Source organism: Pseudomonas sp. B21-010, from assembly GCF_024749325.1.
Taxonomy (GTDB): Bacteria; Pseudomonadota; Gammaproteobacteria; order Pseudomonadales; family Pseudomonadaceae; genus Aquipseudomonas; species Aquipseudomonas kilonensis.
In genome coordinates, this window is record NZ_CP087198.1 from 2,582,224 (window position 1) to 2,600,607 (window position 18,384).

The 18,384-nt window shown below is 61.8% G+C and carries 13 protein-coding genes and 1 pseudogene; 12 read left to right on the forward strand and 2 right to left on the reverse strand.

The window, feature by feature from the left end; all coding sequences use genetic code 11:
* Positions 1–163 precede the first annotated feature (163 nt).
* From LOY50_RS11510 to LOY50_RS11520, 3 genes are all read left to right on the forward strand, one after another.
* A complete protein-coding gene (locus LOY50_RS11510) occupies positions 164–589 on the forward strand; it encodes a YciI family protein (RefSeq protein ID WP_258690900.1) in 426 nt (141 codons plus the stop codon).
* Between the two features lie 23 nt (positions 590–612).
* The gene (locus LOY50_RS11515) at positions 613–1,020 is read left to right on the forward strand and encodes a VOC family protein (protein ID WP_258690901.1); all 408 of its coding nucleotides are present in this window, start codon (positions 613–615) and stop codon (positions 1,018–1,020) included.
* Positions 1,021–1,245: 225 nt separating this feature from the next.
* Positions 1,246–2,988 (forward strand): OPT family oligopeptide transporter, encoded by a 1,743-nt coding sequence (locus LOY50_RS11520; RefSeq protein WP_253473626.1) that lies wholly within the window; start codon positions 1,246–1,248, stop codon positions 2,986–2,988.
* 1,002 nt (positions 2,989–3,990) lie between these two features.
* On the opposite strand, the gene LOY50_RS11525 is transcribed toward LOY50_RS11520, so the two are convergent.
* Positions 3,991–5,148, reverse strand: coding sequence for a S9 family peptidase (locus LOY50_RS11525; RefSeq protein WP_258690902.1), 1,158 nt, complete (start codon positions 5,146–5,148; stop codon positions 3,991–3,993).
* 1,195 nt (positions 5,149–6,343) lie between these two features.
* Here LOY50_RS11525 and LOY50_RS29100 point away from each other — a divergent pair.
* Positions 6,344–6,640: pseudogene (locus tag LOY50_RS29100) on the forward strand (HAMP domain-containing protein); the annotation flags it as partial.
* A gap of 57 nt (positions 6,641–6,697) precedes the next feature.
* A complete protein-coding gene (locus LOY50_RS29105; protein WP_408980862.1) occupies positions 6,698–7,498 on the forward strand; it encodes a methyl-accepting chemotaxis protein in 801 nt (266 codons plus the stop codon).
* Between the two features lie 25 nt (positions 7,499–7,523).
* Here the strand turns inward: LOY50_RS29105 and LOY50_RS11535 are convergent, their stop codons facing one another.
* Positions 7,524–8,435 (reverse strand): LysR family transcriptional regulator, encoded by a 912-nt coding sequence (locus LOY50_RS11535; RefSeq protein WP_253473635.1) that lies wholly within the window; start codon positions 8,433–8,435, stop codon positions 7,524–7,526.
* A 327-nt stretch (positions 8,436–8,762) separates the two neighbouring features.
* Between LOY50_RS11535 and LOY50_RS11540 the strand changes: the two genes are divergently transcribed.
* From LOY50_RS11540 to LOY50_RS11570, 7 genes are all read left to right on the forward strand, one after another.
* Complete coding sequence (locus LOY50_RS11540; protein WP_253473638.1) at positions 8,763–9,701, forward strand: VOC family protein; 939 nt, start codon at positions 8,763–8,765, stop codon at positions 9,699–9,701.
* Positions 9,702–9,716: 15 nt separating this feature from the next.
* A complete protein-coding gene (locus LOY50_RS11545; RefSeq protein ID WP_258691226.1) occupies positions 9,717–10,079 on the forward strand; it encodes a Rieske 2Fe-2S domain-containing protein in 363 nt (120 codons plus the stop codon).
* 178 nt (positions 10,080–10,257) lie between these two features.
* Positions 10,258–11,382, forward strand: coding sequence for an FAD-dependent oxidoreductase (locus LOY50_RS11550; protein WP_258690904.1), 1,125 nt, complete (start codon positions 10,258–10,260; stop codon positions 11,380–11,382).
* Positions 11,383–11,510: 128 nt separating this feature from the next.
* Positions 11,511–13,190, forward strand: a complete 1,680-nt coding sequence (locus LOY50_RS11555) for a DUF1302 domain-containing protein (RefSeq protein WP_024618264.1) — start codon at positions 11,511–11,513, stop codon at positions 13,188–13,190.
* A gap of 12 nt (positions 13,191–13,202) precedes the next feature.
* A complete protein-coding gene (locus LOY50_RS11560) occupies positions 13,203–14,567 on the forward strand; it encodes a DUF1329 domain-containing protein (protein ID WP_214509231.1) in 1,365 nt (454 codons plus the stop codon).
* 72 nt (positions 14,568–14,639) lie between these two features.
* Positions 14,640–15,743, forward strand: coding sequence for a YCF48-related protein (locus LOY50_RS11565; RefSeq protein WP_258690905.1), 1,104 nt, complete (start codon positions 14,640–14,642; stop codon positions 15,741–15,743).
* Positions 15,744–15,747: 4 nt separating this feature from the next.
* Positions 15,748–18,276, forward strand: a complete 2,529-nt coding sequence (locus LOY50_RS11570) for an RND family transporter (RefSeq protein WP_258690906.1) — start codon at positions 15,748–15,750, stop codon at positions 18,274–18,276.
* The last annotated feature ends 108 nt before the right edge of the window (positions 18,277–18,384 follow it).

Sequence of the window (18,384 nt, forward strand, 5' to 3'; positions counted from 1 at the left end):
CGCTGGACGTGGCTCACGGCCAGGGAGCCTGGGTCTCCCTGGCCGCCAACGGTCTATCGAAAAATAATGGCGTCGACCTGTCGATTTCGGCCATTGCCATTCGATTAGTCCGTAGAGCCGCCACAAGGGCGGCTTGATCCATCCATTCTCAGGAGATACCAGCATGCGATTTATGGTGATCGTCAAAGCCAGTCCGGAATCGGAAGCCGGAGAAATGCCCAGCGCGGACCTGCTGGCCGCCATGGGTGCCTACAACGAAGAACTGGTCAAGGCCGGGGTGATGCTCGCCGGTGAAGGCCTGCATCCCAGTGCCGAGGGCGTGCGCGTGCAGTTTTCCGGCAAGGACCGGACGGTGATCGACGGGCCCTTTGCTGAAACCAAGGAGCTGATCGCCGGCTTCTGGATCTTCAAGGTCCAGTCACTGCAGGAGGCCATCGACTGGGTCAAGCGCTGCCCGAACCCGATGGTCAGCGACAGTGAAATCGAGATCCGCCAGCTCTTCGAGCTCGAGGAGTTCGGCGAGTCCTTTACCCCTGAATTGCGCGAGCAGGAAGAACGCTTGCGGGCGCAGATGTCCGGCCAATCGTGAAACCGACTGCAGGAGACCCGACCATGAGAATCATTCCTTACCTGACCTTCAACGGTAACTGCAAGCAAGCCTTCGCTTTGTATGAGGAGGTACTGGGCGGCGAACTGTTTTCCATGTCTTTTGCCGAGGCCCCCGAGGAAACCGGGATGCCCAAGGATCCCAACCTGATCATGCACACTTGCCTGACCGTCGGCGCTTTCAGCCTGATGGCCTCCGATTGCCCGCCAGGCCAGCCGTTTCGCAAGCCGCAAGGCGTGTCGGTTTCCCTCAACGTCGACAGCGTGGGGGAGGCCGAGCGGCTATTTAAAGGCTTGAGTGCAGGTGGCAGCGTGTACATGCCCTTGGAGAAGACCTTTTGGGCGGAACGCTTTGCCATGTTCGAAGACCGTTTCGGGATTGCCTGGATGGTCAATTACGAGGGGGGAAAATAAGTCGAGCGCAGCCCATGGATGGACGACTCGGGTGAACCTTGCGCCAATACTGCGTTCACTTATTGAGGTGCCGTTTTAAGTGGTCCTGTGGGAGCGAGCTTGCTCGCGATGGCGGTGGATCAGTTACGGGGATGGAGACTGACACTCCGCCATCGCGAGCAAGCTCGCTCCCACAAGGGATCAGGCTGAATTTGGCCGCTGCCTCAGTGCCGATAAGGAATTCGCATGCATCCAACCTCGTCCACATTCCCCTTGAACGCCGCCGTCGAACGCGAGCTCAGTCCGCGTGCGGTCAGTACGGGAATCGTCCTCGGTATCCTGCTGACGCCTTCCAATGTCTATGCCGGGTTGAAGATCGGCTGGTCGTTCAATATGTCGATCATTGCCTTGCTGGTTGGCTATGGCATCTGGCAAGGCTTGGCGAGTCGATCGGTGGGGCGACTGCCCTGGACGCTGCACGAAAGCAACATCAACCAGACCGTGGCCTCTGCCGCTGCGTCGATCATTTCCGGTGGGCTGGTCGCGCCCATCCCGGCCTATACCTTGCTGACCGGCCAGCAGTTGGACGCCATTCCCATGGTGGCCTGGGTCTTTTCGGTGAGTTTCCTGGGGATTTGGATTGCCTGGTACCTGCGGCCCTCATTGCTCAATGACAAGGCGCTGAAATTTCCCGAGGGCATGGCGACCCTGGAAACCCTGCTGCATATCTATAACCACGGCCACGAAGCCGCGACGCGCTTGAAGGTGCTGCTCAGCGCCGCGTTGCTGTCCGGGCTGGTCAAGGCGGTCGACACCTTCATGTGGACCATCCCGCGCTGGTCTCCGAGCGCCCAACTGGAGCGCCTGACGTTTACCGCTGACCCTTCGCTGTTGTTAGTGGGGTTCGGCGGCATCATCGGTATTCGCGTGGGCCTGACCCTGCTGCTCGGTGCCTTGCTGGCGTGGGGCGGGTTGGCGCCGTGGCTGCTGGAACAAGGCTTGGTGCGGTTGCCGCACGGTAGCAGCGGCCCGCAGTTCGCGGCACTGGTGGAGTGGTTGCTCTGGCCAGGGGTGAGCCTGATGGTCTGCTCGACCCTGGCCTCGTTGGCGATTCGCTTGTGGGCATTGCACCGGTCCACCAAGGCGGGCGGCGGGGCGATCTGGACGATACCGAAGCCTGGGCCTGCCACTGGTTTTGTACTGTCGATCATCCTGGTGGTGAGCCTGCAAGTGCTGTTGTTCGGCATCAATCCGTGGATGGCCTTGTTGACCATTCCCTTGGCGATCTGTCTGGCGGCGGTGGCCGCCCGGGTGGTGGGCGCCACGGGCATTCCGCCGATCGGGGCCATCGGCCAATTGTCCCAGTTGAGCTTTGGCATCGTCGCGCCGGGGCAGGTGCCGATCAACCTGATGAGCGCCAACACCGCCGGTGGTTCGGCCGGGCAGTGCACCGACCTGATGAATGACTTCAAGGTCGGCCGGGCGATCGGCGCCACGCCTCGCAAGCAGCTGATCGCCCAGACCCTGGGGATTTTCGTCGGTAGCATCGTCGGGGTGTTGGCTTACCTGGCGCTGATCCCGGACCCGCAAACCATGCTGCTCACCGAAGAGTGGCCGGCCCCGGCGGTCGCCACCTGGAAGGCCGTGGCGCAAACCCTGACCCTGGGCCTGGACTCGTTGTCAGCGAGCATTCGCTGGGCGATTTTCATCGGCGGCCTGGTTGGCTTGCTGTTGGGAGTCCTCGACAGCCTGCTGCCGGCGCATCGGGCCCGCTACTTGCCAAGCACGGCGGCCTTGGGCTTGGCTTTCGTCTTGCCGGCCTCGGTGTCCCTGATGATGGCCCTCGGTGCGGTGCTGACGTGGTTGGTGAGCTGTCGCTGGCCGAGCCTCACGGAACGCTTCGCCATCACCGCTGCGGCGGGGTTGATTGCCGGGGAGAGCATTACCGGGGTGGGGGCGTCGTTGTGGCAGATGCTTGGGAATGGGTGAGATGGAGTAACTATCGACGGTTGGTCTCGTCAATGCGATGGGCGCGCTTCAGAGTGGTGTGTATATCCGTTTCTGCGGTAACGGCTGCTTAGGGTTCCGCCCTTACGGCGGGTCACTTTTGGAAGAGCGCCAAAAGTAACCAAAAGCGCTTTGCCCCACCACTCGGCACCTCGCCTAGGCTCGGTTTGCCCTCACTCCGGCATTGCTCCGTGGGCCGCCGCGAAGGGCCATCCATGGCCCAGCGCGGCTACCTCGGCATCCATGCCGGGATGCCCACTCCACAATGCCTGCGTTCGGCCAGCGTGGTTTAACGGGGCGTCCAGATCAAGATCAAAAGCAAAGCAAGAGCGGGGCATGTCCAACATCTATGTGGCTGCGCCATCGCTATCGCGAGCAAGCTCGCTCCCACAAGGGATATTTAGCAAACACCAAACCGATATACACCCAAGATCACCTGTGGGAGCGAGCTTGCTCGCGATCAGGCCGGCATATCCAACATCACCGCAAACTGACACACCGCTTTCGCGAACAAGCCCGCTCCCACAGGAGAAACGCGGTCCCACCAAGAACCAGGTCGGCTACCAGGCCGCCTCGCGGTGGACGTTGATCTCGGGCGCCCCGTTAACCACGCTGGCTGAACGAAGGTATTGCGCAGTGGGCAACCCGGCATGGATGTCGGGTTAGCCGCGCTGGGCCATGGATGGCCCTTCGCGGCGGGCCCACGGAGCAATGCCTTCGTTCAGGCATGCCGAGCCTAGGCGAGGCACCGAGTGGTGGGGCAAAGCGTTTTTGCTTACTTTTGGCGCTCTTCCAAAAGTGAGCCGCTGTAAGAGCGGAACCATAAGCGGCCGTTACCGCAGCAACGGATATACACACCAAAGCAACTAGACACCGAGCTTTCTCAAAAAAAACCAAAAAAAAACGGCGCTTCCCATTTCTGAAAGAAGCGCCGTTTTTCCTAAGTGAACAGCATTACAGTCGTGCCGGGACGTTCAACCCCTCTCATGCAGTACGACCACCGAGCACTTCAGCCACCCAATCGGCAATGTACTGACCAGCATTGATACTGTTATCGAAACTCGAATGCTGCACGCCACCCTCACGTTCGGTGAAGACTTTCAGCTCGCGCTTCGGACTGTTGACCAACTGCTCGTAGGTACGGTGTGCCCACTTCAGCGGAATCTGCGAATCCTTTTCACCGTGGGTGACCAGGAAAGGCACCTTGATGCGATCCAGGATGCCGTCCAGATGAACATTCTCGGCGATGGCCATGAACTCATCGGTGTCATTGGCGCCCCATACCCAGGCCACGTGCGACCAGTAATGCGGCACCGGGAAGCTGCCTTCCTTTTCCAGGCGACGCTTCTGTACATCACGCCAGTCATGGTTGGCACCCCACACCACGCCGCAAGCGAAGCGCGGCTCGAAGGCGACCGCGCGCGGGCAGTAGTAGCCGCCCAGTGACACACCTTCCAGTCCAATGCGTTTGGCATCGACATCGTCGCGGGTTTCCAGCCAGTCCACTACACGGCTGGCCCAATGCTCACTGTCGAAACGCGCCGTCAGGTGATGCAGGCGCAGTGCTTCGCCTGTGCCAGGCTGGTCGATGATCAACGACGACACACCCCGTTTGGCCAGCCAGGCGGGCAGGCCGACGCGGTATTTCATTTCTTTGGTGGAATCCAGTCCATTGACCTGCACCAGAATCGGCGCCGGGCCGCTGACGCCTTCGGCACGGACCAGCAGGCCGGAAATATGTTTGCCTTCGTAAGGGATTTCAACGCGCTCGCAGTTTTCTCGTGCCAGTTCGATACCGCGTTGGAAGGTGTGCAGAAAGCGCTGGTACAGCTCCGTGCGGCCAGGAGCGCCATGGGCCTGCAGGCGTTCGCAGCTCAGGTAGTAGGTGGCGGCGCGGTTGTATTTTTCACCGGCAGACAACATTCGACCCTTGCCTTCGTCTTCTTCAGCCAGGCCGCACAGCTTGTCGGCCATGTTCGCCCAGGTCTCACGGAAGGCCTTGCTACCGGCGGCGTCCGGTTGTTTGGCGGCCTCCTGCAGCGGCGCGCACATCTCTTCGATTTCGCCGATGCGGGCGCCCATTTCAATGGCCAGGTCGACGGAAAGATTCCACACGTAGTTGGTCGGGAAGTAGCGGAACATGATTGTTATTGTCCTTGTGCAAGCAACGGCAGGCGGCCAGGTCCGGCGCGGGAATGGCCAGGCCTGACGGTTCGAAGCAGGCTAAGGGGAGGCCAATGGTTTGGCCAATCGCGAGTCGGGATGGGAGGTATTGCGAACGCTGATAGAGCGTGTGTGCGCCATGGCCTAAGGGTTCTCTTCTCACCGTTCAAGCCGCAAATCCGGATACCTATCATCGTGCTTTGCGATTGCTCATAACGCAGGATGCGATTGGTGTCGTCGAGGTACGACTCATTAGAGTTGCGGCTACACCGCGCTATTGGTCGGAGTCCCTGGCGCGCACAACAACAAGAATAAGGTATCGGCAGATGAGTGAGTCCAAACCCGGCACAGCGATCAGCCTGGGCGCCAAGGGCAGGCTGTTTTTCCATGACCGTGCGAGGAGTCGGACATGCCTGTACTGAGCCGTGTGTTTGGCAATCTATCGGTGGGGGCCAAGCTGTCGCTGGGTTTCGGCCTGGTGCTGCTGGTGACGTTGGCGGTGGCGGTCACTGCTTTTCGTTCCCTGGGTGTGTTGCAGCAGCGCGGTGAACAGTCGCGTCAGGAGTCGTCGATCCAGGCACTGATCCTGCGTGCGCGTATCGCCGAGAAAGCATTCGCCCTGGACCTTGCTCCACAGCGCCTGGACCAGGTCCGCGAGGTGATCGGCACACTGAACCGGCAACTCGATGCTGAGCCCGCCAATAGCGCAGTACGCACGGCCGCTAGCACGTATCTGGAGCAGTTTCTCGGCTATGCCGATTCGTTGCGTCGGGCTCGGGAGGCGCGCTTGCGCATGCAGGCACTGGCGCAGACGGCTGGCGACAGTTTTACCCTGCTGTTTCTCGATCAACTGGATGTGCTCAACACCCGGTTGGGGCAGGGGACACCGCCGGACAGCGATCAGATGGTGCGGCTTGAGCAGACGGCCGCGTTGCGGGACAAACTCGCCAAACTGCGTGACAGCGAGCTGTACTACTCGCTCGATGGCGAGGAGCGTTACCGCAGCGACTGGGAAATGAGCATGAGTGACCTGCTGGCCGCCATGCAGGCACTGGATCTTGGCGAGCAGCAAGGCGAGTCGCTGCAGGAGGCGAGCACTGCCCTGGGCGACTACCGCAAGGCCTTCCGCGAGTTCGTCGACAGCCGTGGGCAAAGTGCGCAAAGCAGTGCGGCGATGAACGCGCAGACCGAGCAGGTAAGCAAGCTGCTGGCCCAGGCCGATGAGCAGCAAAGGCAGGCGGTCCTGGACGATAATCGCAATGCCGATCGCCAATTGGGTTTGATCACTGTTCTGGCACTCGCCTTGGGCATTGGCGCCAGCCTGCTGATCCGCCAGTTGATTGTGCAGCCGTTGCGCCAGGCCGTGCAGTTGGTCCAGCGCGTAGCAGCGGGGGACTTGAGTGATCCGCCGTCAGACAGTGGTCGTCGTGATGAGTTGGGCCAACTGTTGGGCACCGTGGGCAGCATGTTGGGCAGTCTGCGGGGATTGGTCGGGCGCATCGACCGAGGTGTCGGCTCGCTTAACGGCATGGCCGGCAGTTTGGCCGAAGTGACCTTGAGCAACAGCCGTGGTGTCGAACATCAACGCCAGGAAACCGAACTGGCCGCCACCGCCATGCAACAGATGGCCGCCACGGCGCAGGAGGTCGCGCGCAACGCGGGTGAGGCCAGCGAAGCGGTGGCGCATGCCGACCAACAAGCACGTGAGGGCGATGAACTGGTTCGCCAGGCGGGTGGCAAGATCGACCACCTGGCCGTGGAGATGAGTGGTTGTGCCGAGGCCATGCGGTCTTTGCTGGTGGAGAGCGCGGCGATTGGTGGTGTGCTCGATGTCATCAAGGCGGTGGCCGAGCAGACCAACCTGCTGGCGCTCAACGCCGCCATCGAGGCCGCGCGGGCGGGGGAGCATGGTCGTGGCTTCGCTGTGGTCGCCGATGAGGTGCGTGGCCTGGCACGACGCACACAGCGCTCGACCACGGAAATCGAAGGGTTGATCGTTCGTCTGAGCAGTGTTGCCCAACAAGCCGCCGAGCGCTTGCAAGGCAGCCATGTGCTGAGCGATGAAACGGTGGTGCTTGCCGCACAAGCCTCCCAGGCACTGGCGCGGATTACCCGGGCGGTGTCCCGCATCGAGCAGATGAACCAGCAGATTGCCGCGGCTGCCGAGCAGCAGAGTGTGGTGGCCGAGCAAGTCAGCCAGAGCATGACGCGGGTGCGCGAAGTGGCCGAGGGCAGTGCCAGGGAAAGCCTGCAGCTGCAAGTCTCGACGGCCGATTTGCAACAGGTTGGCAGCGAGCTCAAGGCGGCCGTCGGGCACTTTCGTACCTGACCTCGCCCGCGAGCAATGGCTGCTACTACTGTTCCAGCTCGTTGATGATCTGACTGATTTTCGCCCGCAGCCAACGGTGCATCGGATCCCCCTCCATGGTCCGGTGCCAGAGCATGAACTCACGCATCACCGGGATTTTTACCGGTGGTTGCAGGATGCGCAGCGGCAGGTAGTTGGCGTAGAGCCTGGCCATGCGCTGGAGCATGGTAGCGACGCGTTGGGTACCGACGATCAGTTGCGGCAAGGTGTTGAAGTCGTGGGTCACCACTTCCATGCGACGGGTGAAACCGTACTGGCTCATCAGCCATTCTTCGACGCTTAACTGCCGGTTGCGGCCAAAAATCACCGAGACATGGCCCATCTCGATGTACTGATCGAGGCTGATGCTGTCGCCCACTTGGGTGTTGCCGTCCCACACCACGCAAACATGCTCTTCTTCGAACAGCAACTGCGATGGGTGGCCTTCGATGAGATAGCGCTCAGGCACGATCATCATGTCGGCCTCGCCGCGCATCAGCAGCTCGGTGGACGTGTCGCCGGGGCCGAGCAGTTCGAAAGTGATGTGCGGGGCCTCCAGGGATATTTTCTGGATCACCCGGGCAAACAGGACGCTGATCAGATAGTCCGACGTGATCAGGCGGAAATGGCGCTTGCTGGTGGCGGGGTCGAACACCGGTTTGGCGGTGATCGAGGACTGGATCGTCAGCAGTACCTGGCGCACGGGCGCCGCCAGTTCACGGGCATAGGGCGTGGGCTGCATCTTGCGCCCGACCTGCGCCAGCAGTTCATCTTCGAAGTAGAGGCGCAGCCTGCCTAGTACGCCGCTGGTGGCGGATTGGGTCATGTGCAGGCGTTCGGCGGCGCGGGTGATGTTCTGCTCTTCCAGTAACACATCAAGCGCCACCAGGAGATTGAGATCCAAGTGGTTAAAACGCATGGCGGTCTCGATTCTTGTATTTATTTTGTAAATACCTTCCGACCTTCCTATCGCGGCGTCAAGTCCCATGAGTGGGCGAATCGAGCGACGCCTGTTCGATTTTTCACGGCACTTGGCGCGGTGCAGCCAGGTATCGCATTTGCCGATAGGTCGCATCCCGACAAGCGATTAGTCAGTGCGTTTCTGCCCCTTCAGTATCGGCCCACAGTCGGTTGGCCGTGAGGCTTTATCGACTCCAAGACCAGCCTCGGCAGCGCTCCGCCTGGCACGGCTCCCGCAAGCGGGGTGCTGGCCTGCGCTGAATAATTACAATGGAGTGGTAACTCAATGAACATCATTGGCCTTGATGCCTTGATTTTTGGCGTCGACGATATTCAAGCTTGTACTCATTGCCTGCGTGACTACGGTCTGCTGCCTGTCGATGTCGACAGCGAGGGCGGTCGTTTTGAAGCCCTCGACGGCACTGCCGTGATTATCCGTCGTGCGGACGATGCCAGTCTGCCGGCGGCCATCGGGCCTGCGCCTTCGATTCGTGAAACCGTTTACGGCGTGGCCAGCGCGGCTGATCTTGAGGCCATCGCCGATGAGCTGGGGCGTGATCGCCTGGTGACCCGCGGTGCCGAGGGTTCCGTGCACAGTGTGGACGACATGGGCTTTGCCATTGGTTTCCAGATCAGTGTGCGGCGTGCGTACAGCGCGCCGGCGGACCTGACCAATGCGCCGGGCCATGCCCCCCAGCGCCCGGTCAACCAACCGGGCATCAGCCCCGATATGCAGGCCCTGCCGCGGACCCTGTCCCACGTGGTGTATTTCGTGCCGGATGCGGCCAAGGCCGAGGCCTTTTACAAACGCCTGGGCTTCGTGACCACCGACACCTTTGTTGGCGCGGGTCCGTTCATGCGTCCCGCCGGTTCCGATGACCATCACTGTTTGTTCATGATCCAGACGCCACCGCATATGAAGGGGTGCGAGCACTTCACCTTTCACATGGGCAGCGGCACGGAAGTGCTGTTGGCCGGGCGCCGCTTCGAGCAGCAAGGCTGGACCAGCTTCTGGGGACCGGGCCGTCACCTCTTTGGCTCCAACTGGTTCTGGTACTTCAACAGCCCGCTGGGCTGCCACATCGAATACGACGCAGACATGGACAAGCACGATGACGCCTGGCAAGCGCGGCAGGCGCCATTGTCGGCGGATAACTCGCAATTGTTCCTGTTCACTTCCCGGGAAAAATGGTTCCCCAGCGGCCCGCCGCCCAAGCAGGCCTGAGTGCGAATGTCGTCCATGAGTCACGACGCCATTGTTCTCTGTCACCTGGATGACGTGGTCGAAGGGCAAGCCCGTGGGTTCGATCCCCTGGGCACGGGGAAGGACAGCGTGTTCGCCCTGCGCCATGGCGGCGAGGTGCGGGTCTATCGCAACAGTTGCCCGCACCTGGCGGTGCGGCTGGAGTACCGCAAGGACCGTTTTCTCAGCGCCGATGGCAGCCAGATTGTCTGTTACGCCCATGGTGCCCGGTTCCTTCCAGACAGTGGCCTGTGTGTCTACGGGCCTTGCCTGGGGGAACGCCTGAGTGCGCTGCAATGGCATGCAGAGGCCGATTGGCTGGTGCTCGAAGCGGGTCAGTTGGAAGCGTGTGGACCTTAGTTAACGTATCGCGGTTGCTGATACATCGTATCCCTACATGCGATTAGTCAAACGCCTGCTTTGCCGAGAAAGTGAACACAACGCGGTAGCGAATGCGTGCAGAAACAGCCGGTCGTGAAGCCTGGGAACGCTCCGGCAGAACGCTTGCGTGAATAACAAGAATAAGAGTGGAACGAGCATGAACGCAGTGGAAAAGGTGCTTATCGTCGGTGGTGGTATCGGTGGCCTGTGTGCCGCAATCGCTTTGCGTCGCAAAGGCATCGTCGTCGACCTTGTCGAGCTCAAGGCACAGTGGACCGTCTACGGCGTTGGCATCATCCAGCAGAGTAACGTCGTGCGTGAGATGGCCAAGTTGGGTGTGCTGGACGGCTACCTGGACGCCGCCTACGCGTTCGAGGATCTGACCATCAATACCACGGCTGGTGAGCAGCTGGCGCGAATCCCCGGTCAGCGCCTGGCTGGCCCCGAGTATCCGGCCAATGTCGGTATTTCGCGCCTGGCCCTGCATCAAGTCCTCAGCGAAACCACCATTGCCCTGGGCGCCTCGATTCGCCTGGGCCTGAGCGTCGAGACGCTGGAGCAGGTGGGCGAGGGCGTTGATGTGCTGTTCACCGATGGCAGTCGCGGTCGTTACGACCTGGTCGTGGGCGCCGATGGCCTGTACTCAACAATGCGCGGCTTGCTGTTCGGCGACCAGTACCCGCCGCGCTTCACCGGCCAGGCGGTGTGGCGCTACAACTTCCCGCGTGCCGCCGGGATCGATCATCTGGCCACCTTCCAGGGACCCGCCGGTAATGCCGGGCTGGTGCCGCTGGGTCGCGACCAGATGTACCTGTTCGTGACCTCCCACGAGCCCGCCAACCCGAGGATGGATGCCGCCACGCTGGCGACCCGGATGCGCCAGCGCCTGAGCGGCTTCACTGGGCTGATCGGCGAACTGCGCGAGCAAATAATCGACAGCGAACAGGTGGTCTACAAGCCGCTGGAGGTGGTGTTCGTCAGTGAGTCCTGGTACCGCGGCCGTGTCGTGTTGATTGGCGACGCAGTACACGCCACGACACCGCACCTGGGCCAGGGCGCCGGCATGGCCATTGAAGATGCCGTCGTGCTTGGCGAAGAGCTGGGCGCCGGTGGCAGCGTCGAACGGCAGCTCGAACGCTTTATGGCGCGCCGTTATGAGCGCTGCAAATTCATCAGCGAAAGCTCGGTGTTGGCCGGTGACAAGGAAATGGCCCACGACAGCGGCTTCGACCGGATCGGCCTGGTCAGGCGGATGCTCGAGGTCACGGCACAGCCCATCTGAGGCGCCGGCAAAACCGAATTCGCTCTCCCATGGATGCTTCATGCCTGTGCAGGCTTGGCCCGGTTCGACTGCGGGCGCCGTTTCACCAGAAGAGCTGACATACAACAACAATAAAGAGGGTTACTTCGATGGCTACTCGCAAGATCGCTGCGTCGCGGCGCGTCCCCTTCACCCTGACCCTTGCGGCCAGCCTGGGGCTTGGCGCCTCGGCCGCCCAGGCCTTTCAGATCGATACCGGCAACCCCGATCTCAGCTTGCGCTGGGACAACACGCTGAAGTACAGCGCGGCCTGGCGCCTGAAGGACCCCAGCAGCAAGCTCAGCGAAGGGCAGACGGCGTTGAACCAGAATGACGGCGATCACAATTTCGGCAAGGGGCTGATCTCCAATCGCCTGGATATTCTTTCCGAACTGGACATCGGTTATCACAACTTCGGTGCCCGCCTGAGCGGTGCCGCCTGGTATGACACTGTCTACCAGGACCGCAACGACAATAACGACGCGGCCAGTGCCAACCAGCGTTCGGTGGGCTTCGATGAATTCACCAGCGACACCCGTCATCTGCATGGCGGCGACGGCGAACTGCTGGATGCCTTTGTCTACTGGAACGGTGAGCTGGCCGACCGCTCCTTATCGGTTCGCGCGGGGCGCCACGGCCTGATCTGGGGTGAAAGCCTGTTCTTCGGTGGCAACGGCATTGCCGGGGCCATGGCGCCGGTGGACGTGGTCAAGGCGCAATCGGTACCCAATACCCAGTTCAAGGAAATCACCCGGCCGGTCAATCAGCTCTCGACCGCCTACCAACTGACCGACGATGTGTCATTGGGCGCCTTTTACCAGTTGGAGTGGGAGGCCACCCGCTTGCCGGGCGCCGGCAGCTATTTCTCCACCAGCGATACCATCGGTGAAGGCAATGAACGGCTGATCACTGGCGGGCCATTCCCGGATTTCCTTGGCGGTAATGCCAACAGCCCGGCCGCGTTTTTCCATGGCAAGGACAAGAAAGCCAGGAGCTCCGGCCAGGGCGGCCTGCAGCTCAAGTACAACACCGGGACGGCGGATTACGGCCTGTACGCGCTGCAGTATCACGAGAAAACGCCCACGTTGTATTTGAAACCGAATGCCACCGGGCCGAACTTCAGTACCGGGCAAGTCGGCGAATATTCCTGGGTTTACCCGGAAGACATCCGTGTCCTGGGCGCCAGTTTTGCCACAACTGTCGACGAGTACAGCTTTGCCGGTGAGGCGTCCATGCGCTGGAACATGCCGTTGGTGTCCAACGCCCAGACCGTCCTGGCGGGCGTCGATGCGGACAACAATGATGACGCCTTGTACGCCGTCGGCCGGACGGCTCACGTCAACCTCAACGTCCTGGCATCGCTGGGCCCTTCCTTCGTCGCCAATGAGGCCAGTCTGGTCGGGGAGATCGCCTGGAACCGCCTGCTGGCCGTGACCAGGAACCGCGCCGCCCTCGACCCTAACGCCACTGATGACGGCCTGGGCTTGAAGCTGGTGTACACGCCCACCTATCGCCAGTTTTTCCCTGGCGTCGATATCAGCGTGCCAGTGGGCATCAGCTACTTCCCCATGGGCAAGTCGGCGGTGATCAGCGGGTTCGGCCCCGATAGAGGAGGCGACATGAACATCGGCGTCTCCGCCACCTACCTGGACCAAGTGACCGTGGGGCTGACCTACACCCACTTCTACGGTCCCGAGGACACCAGCCTCAACGCCGCCAACCAGTTCAACTACAAGCAGTCGTTGAAGGACCGGGACTACCTGGCTTTCTCCGTCAAGACCACGTTCTAAGAGGATTCGCGCATGACCATTCAGTTCACTCTAAAGGCCTTGTGCTTAACCCTGCTGGCCGCTGCCGCGCCGATGACCCTGGCGGCCAGCGCTGAACAAGCGGCCGCGCTGGGCAAGACCCTGACACCCTTCGGTGCCGAGAAAGCCGGCAATGCCGACGGCAGCATCCCGGCCTGGGATGGCGGCTACACCAAGGTCGATCCGGCCTACATACCCGGCGGCAAGCGTGGCGATCCGTTTGCCGCGGACAAACCCTTGTACAGCATCACCGCCCAGAACCTGGCCAAGTACGCCGACAAGCTCAGCGACGGCACCAAGGAGCTGTTCAAGCGTTTCCCGGACACCTATCGCATCGATGTCTATCCGACCCGGCGCACAGCCGCCGCGCCGCAGTGGGTCTATGACAACACGCTCAAGAACGCGACCCGCGCCAAACTGGTCGACAGCAGCGCCGGCCTGATCCCCGACGGCGCCTATGGCGGGATCCCGTTTCCGATTCCACAGAACGGTACCGAAGCCATCTGGAACCACCTGCTGAACTGGCGCGGCACCTCGGTGGCGGCGCATTTTCGCCACTACCTGATGACGGCCGACGGCAACCAGGTGATGACCAGCGACGGCCTGTTGACCCAGGAGATGCCCTACTACTTCGAGGAGGGCGGTCCTGAAAACTATTCGGGCGACTACTGGCAGGTGCACTTTGTCAATTCCGGCCCGGCGATTCGTGCCGGCGAACAGATCCTGGGGCGTGAGAACATCAACGGCGAAAAATCCCAGGCCCATGTCTATCTGGCCGGTCAGCGCCGGGTGCGCACGCTGCCCAACGCCTGCTGCGATACACCGACGCCGTCCACCGCCGGGGTCATGTCCTTCGACGAACTGTTCGTGTGGCAGGGCCGTACGGACCGGTTCGACTGGAAACTGGTGGGCAAGCAGGAAATGTACGTTCCCTACAACACCAACAAGGTGCAGACCGCTGCCCAGCCGCAAGACCTGTTCGCCAAGCACCATCTGAATCCTGACTACGTGCGTTGGGAGTTGCACCGCGTCTGGGTAGTCGAGTCGACGTTGGCCGCCGGTAAGCGTCACCAGTTGCCCAAAGGCCGCTACTACCTCGACGAAGACACCTGGCAAGCCCTGCTCGGCGACCGTTGGGACGCCAGCGGTCAACTGGCCAAGACCCTCTGGTCACTGCCTTCCGTACTGCCCGACCTGCCAGGCCTGGTGCAACTGTCTGCCGGTTTTTATGACCTGACTTCGGGGGCGTGGTTTATCCAGAACGTCTACGCCGGATTGCCGGATCAGTATCACGCGGTCGATCGCTACAAGGCCTCGGAGTTCTCGCCAGCGGCGATGGCCGGTCGCGGCGTGCGTTGAGTCTGAGCTGAGCGTGAAGGGCAGGCCTGTCGGTCTGCCCTTGGGGTGCGAGTGTTTTTCCGAGGTTAGGTTATGAACAGAATCAGTCAGGCGGGCGCTGTGCTCTTGGCCCTGTATTTGCCCTTCGCCACCAGCGATTGCCTGGCAGGGCCGACTGCCGTGGGCGCGCCGTTGAGCACCCCGGCCATGCCGGTGCCGGCGGCGCAGAAGAGCGTATTGATCGATCTGGCGCGGGCCGGCACACGTCTGGTGGCGGTGGGCGAGCGCGGCCTGGTGCTGCTCTCCGATGACAACGGGCAAAGCTGGCGCCAGGCCCCGGTACCGGTTTCGGTCAGCCTGACGGCGGTGCAGTTTGTCGATGCGCGCAATGGCTGGGCAGTGGGTCACGCTGGCGTGGTATTGGTCACCCGCGATGGTGGCGAGCACTGGACGCTGCAACTCGACGGTGCGCGTGCGGCTCAGCTCGAACTGGACGCAGCCAAGGCTGACCAGGCCACCGCTGCCAACCCGGATGACGCATTGGTACGCGTACAAAGTGCCGAGCGTCTCGTTGCCGATGGCGCTGACAAACCCTTCCTGGCACTCGAATTCATCGATGCACAACACGGGCTGATCGTCGGTGCCTACGGCCTGGCGCTGTGGACCGCGGACGGCGGCGCCACGTGGCAGTCGCTGATGGGGCACATCGCCAACCCGAACGGGATGCACTTGTATGCCATCAGTCATCAGGATACGCGCTGGTTCCTGGCTGGCGAGCAGGGTTACCTGGCGCGCTCGGATGACGACGCGGTTTCGTTCAACCAGTTGGAAAGCCCCTATGAAGGCAGTTTCTTCACCTTGCAGAGCCGCGCCGATGGCGCCCTGTTGGTGGGTGGCCTGAGGGGCAATGCCTTTATCTCCAATGACGGTGGCGCCAGCTTCCAGCACCTGTCTGTCCCTCTGCCGATTTCTTTCAACGACGCCACCCGCCTGGCCGGCGGCCAAGTGCTGCTGGTCAACCAGGGGGGCGCGCTGTTTCTCAATGGTGAGCAGACCGGGGCGACGCTGCAGTCACTGGGCGAGCCCTTGGGCAAACCTGTTTCAAGTGTGATCGAGGCCGCCGATGGCAGCTTGATCGTTGCCGGTTTCACCGGGCTGCAGCGTCTTGCGCAGCCATCCACTGCCGCTTCGGAGTGAGGTTATGACGTCCCCTGGAAATTTTTCCCAGTCCCCCGCGAATGCGTTCGAAGACTTTGATCCGCGTTCCGGTTCGGTGCTCGAGCGAGCCCTGTTCAACCATCGCCTGTGGGTGTTGCTGCTGTGCCTGGCGACCACGCTGGTGCTGGGTTGGCAGTCCAGTCGTGTCGAGCTCAATGCCAGTTTCGAAAAAATGATTCCTACCCATCAGCCCTATATCGCCAACTACCTTGAGCACCAGAAGGAACTGAGCGGGCTGGGTAACTCGGTGCGCATCGCGGTGGTCAACAAGCGGGGCGACATCTACGACAGCGCCTACCTCAAGACCCTGCAGGCGTTGAGCGACAAGATCTATCTGCTGCCCGGTGTCGACCGTGCGTACATGAAGTCGCTCTGGACACCGGCCACGCGCTGGGTGGCGGTGACCGAAGCGGGCCTGGACGGTGGGCCGGTCATTCCGGATAACTACGATGGCGGCGCTGCGAGCCTGGCGGCATTGCGGCGCAATGTGCAACTGTCCAACGAAATCGGCCAGTTGGTGGCGTTCGACCAGGCCTCGAGCATCATCCAGGTACCGCTGCTGCAGCGCACCCCCGATGGCCAGCCGTTGGACTACACCCGGCTGTCGCAACAACTCGAATCGCTGCGCAGCCAGTACCAGAGCGACAGCATCGACATTCGTATCACCGGTTTCGCCAAGAAAGTCGGTGACCTGATCGCCGGCCTGCGGCAGATCCTGGTGTTCTTTGCCGTGGCGATCCTGATCACCGCCGTGGTGCTCTACTGGTACACCCGCTGCATTCGCAGCACCTTGCTGGTGGTGTTCTGCTCGCTGGTGGCGGTGGTCTGGCAGCTCGGCCTGCTGCCGCTGTTGGGCTATCAACTGGACCCCTATTCGGTGCTGGTGCCGTTCCTGGTGTTTGCCATTGGCATGAGCCATGGCGCCCAGAAGATGAACGGCATCATGCAGGACATCGGTCGTGGCATGCACCGTGTGGTCGCCGCACGCTTCACCTTCCGCCGCCTGTTTCTCGCCGGTCTCACCGCGCTGCTGTGTGATGCGGTCGGCTTTGCGGTGCTGATGATCATCAAGATCCAGGTGATCCAGGACCTGGCGATGATCGCCAGTATCGGTGTGGCCGTGCTGATCTTCACCAATTTGATCCTGCTGCCGGTCCTGCTCTCCTACGTGGGCGTCAGCCGCCGTGCCGCGCGACTGAGCCTGAAAAGCGAGCACGCTGAACAGGCCGGTCAGAGTCGCCACGGGTTCTGGCGCTTTCTCGACCTGTTCACCCAGCGGCGCTGGGCGGCGTTGTGCATCGCCCTGAGCCTGGCACTGGCGACGCTCGGCTTCATCGTCAGCCTGCAATTGAAGGTTGGGGATCTGGACGCAGGCGCGCCCGAGCTGCGGGCGGACTCGCGCTACAACCAGGATGACGCGTTCCTGACCCGTCATTACGGCGCCAGCAGCGATCTGTTCGCGGTCATGATCAAGACGCCAGCCAGCGCCTGTTCGCGCTACGACATCCTGCGCAAGGTCGACGCGCTCGACTGGCAGTTGCGCACCTTGCCTGGGGTCGATTCGACCAACTCGCTGGCGCTGCTTAACCGCCGGATGCTGGTGGGTCTGAGCGAAGGCAGCCCGAAGTGGTATGAGCTGCAGAACAACCAGGCGATGCTCAACATGGTCACCGCTGGGGCGCCGCGCGGGTTGTACAACGAAGACTGCAGCCTGCTGACGCTGTACGTCTACCTCTCCGACCACAAGGCGCAAACCCTGAGTCGCCTGGTGGATCACGTCGAGCAATTCGCCGCGGCGAACAATACCGACGACGTCCAGTTCCTGCTGGCTGCGGGCAATGCCGGGATCGAGGCCGCGACCAACATCGTCGTCAAGCAGGCCAACCGCGAAATGCTGTTCTGGGTCTACGGCGCCGTGATCCTGCTCTGCCTGATCACCTTCCGCTCCTGGCGCGCCACGATCTGTGCGGTGATCCCGCTGATGCTCACATCGATCCTCTGTGAGGCGCTGATGGTCTGGCTGAACATCGGCGTCAAGGTTGCGACCCTGCCGGTGATCGCCCTCGGCGTGGGCATCGGCGTCGACTACGCGCTGTACGTGATGAGCATCCTGCTCGGTCATATGCGCCAGGGCACCAGCCTGTCGCAGGCGTACTACCGGGCACTGCTGTCCACCGGCAAGGTGGTGATGCTGACCGGTGTGACCCTGGCGATCGGCGTGGCCACGTGGATGTTTTCGCCGATCAAGTTCCAGGCCGACATGGGCGTGCTGCTGGCCTTCATGTTCGTCTGGAACATGGTCGGTGCGCTGGTGCTGTTGCCGGCCCTGGCTCACTTCCTGTTGCCGAGCAAACGTGTCAGCACGGGGCAGGCCGAGGCCATACCCAACCACCCGACGAGCCTGCCGCTGATGCCGGCCGTAGCCGAGGAGGGGGCCTGCGTGAAGCACTCGCTGCGCCTGGCTTCGGGACACGATCAAACGACAACCGCCGCCAATCCCGTCGCCTCATAACAACAAGAAAGGACTTTCCCATGCCTCGCGTATCGCTGTTCCAGCAGTCTTTATGGATTGACCTTATCGCCGGCCTGAGTGCCTTCGGCATGGCGTTCTGCGCGGCCC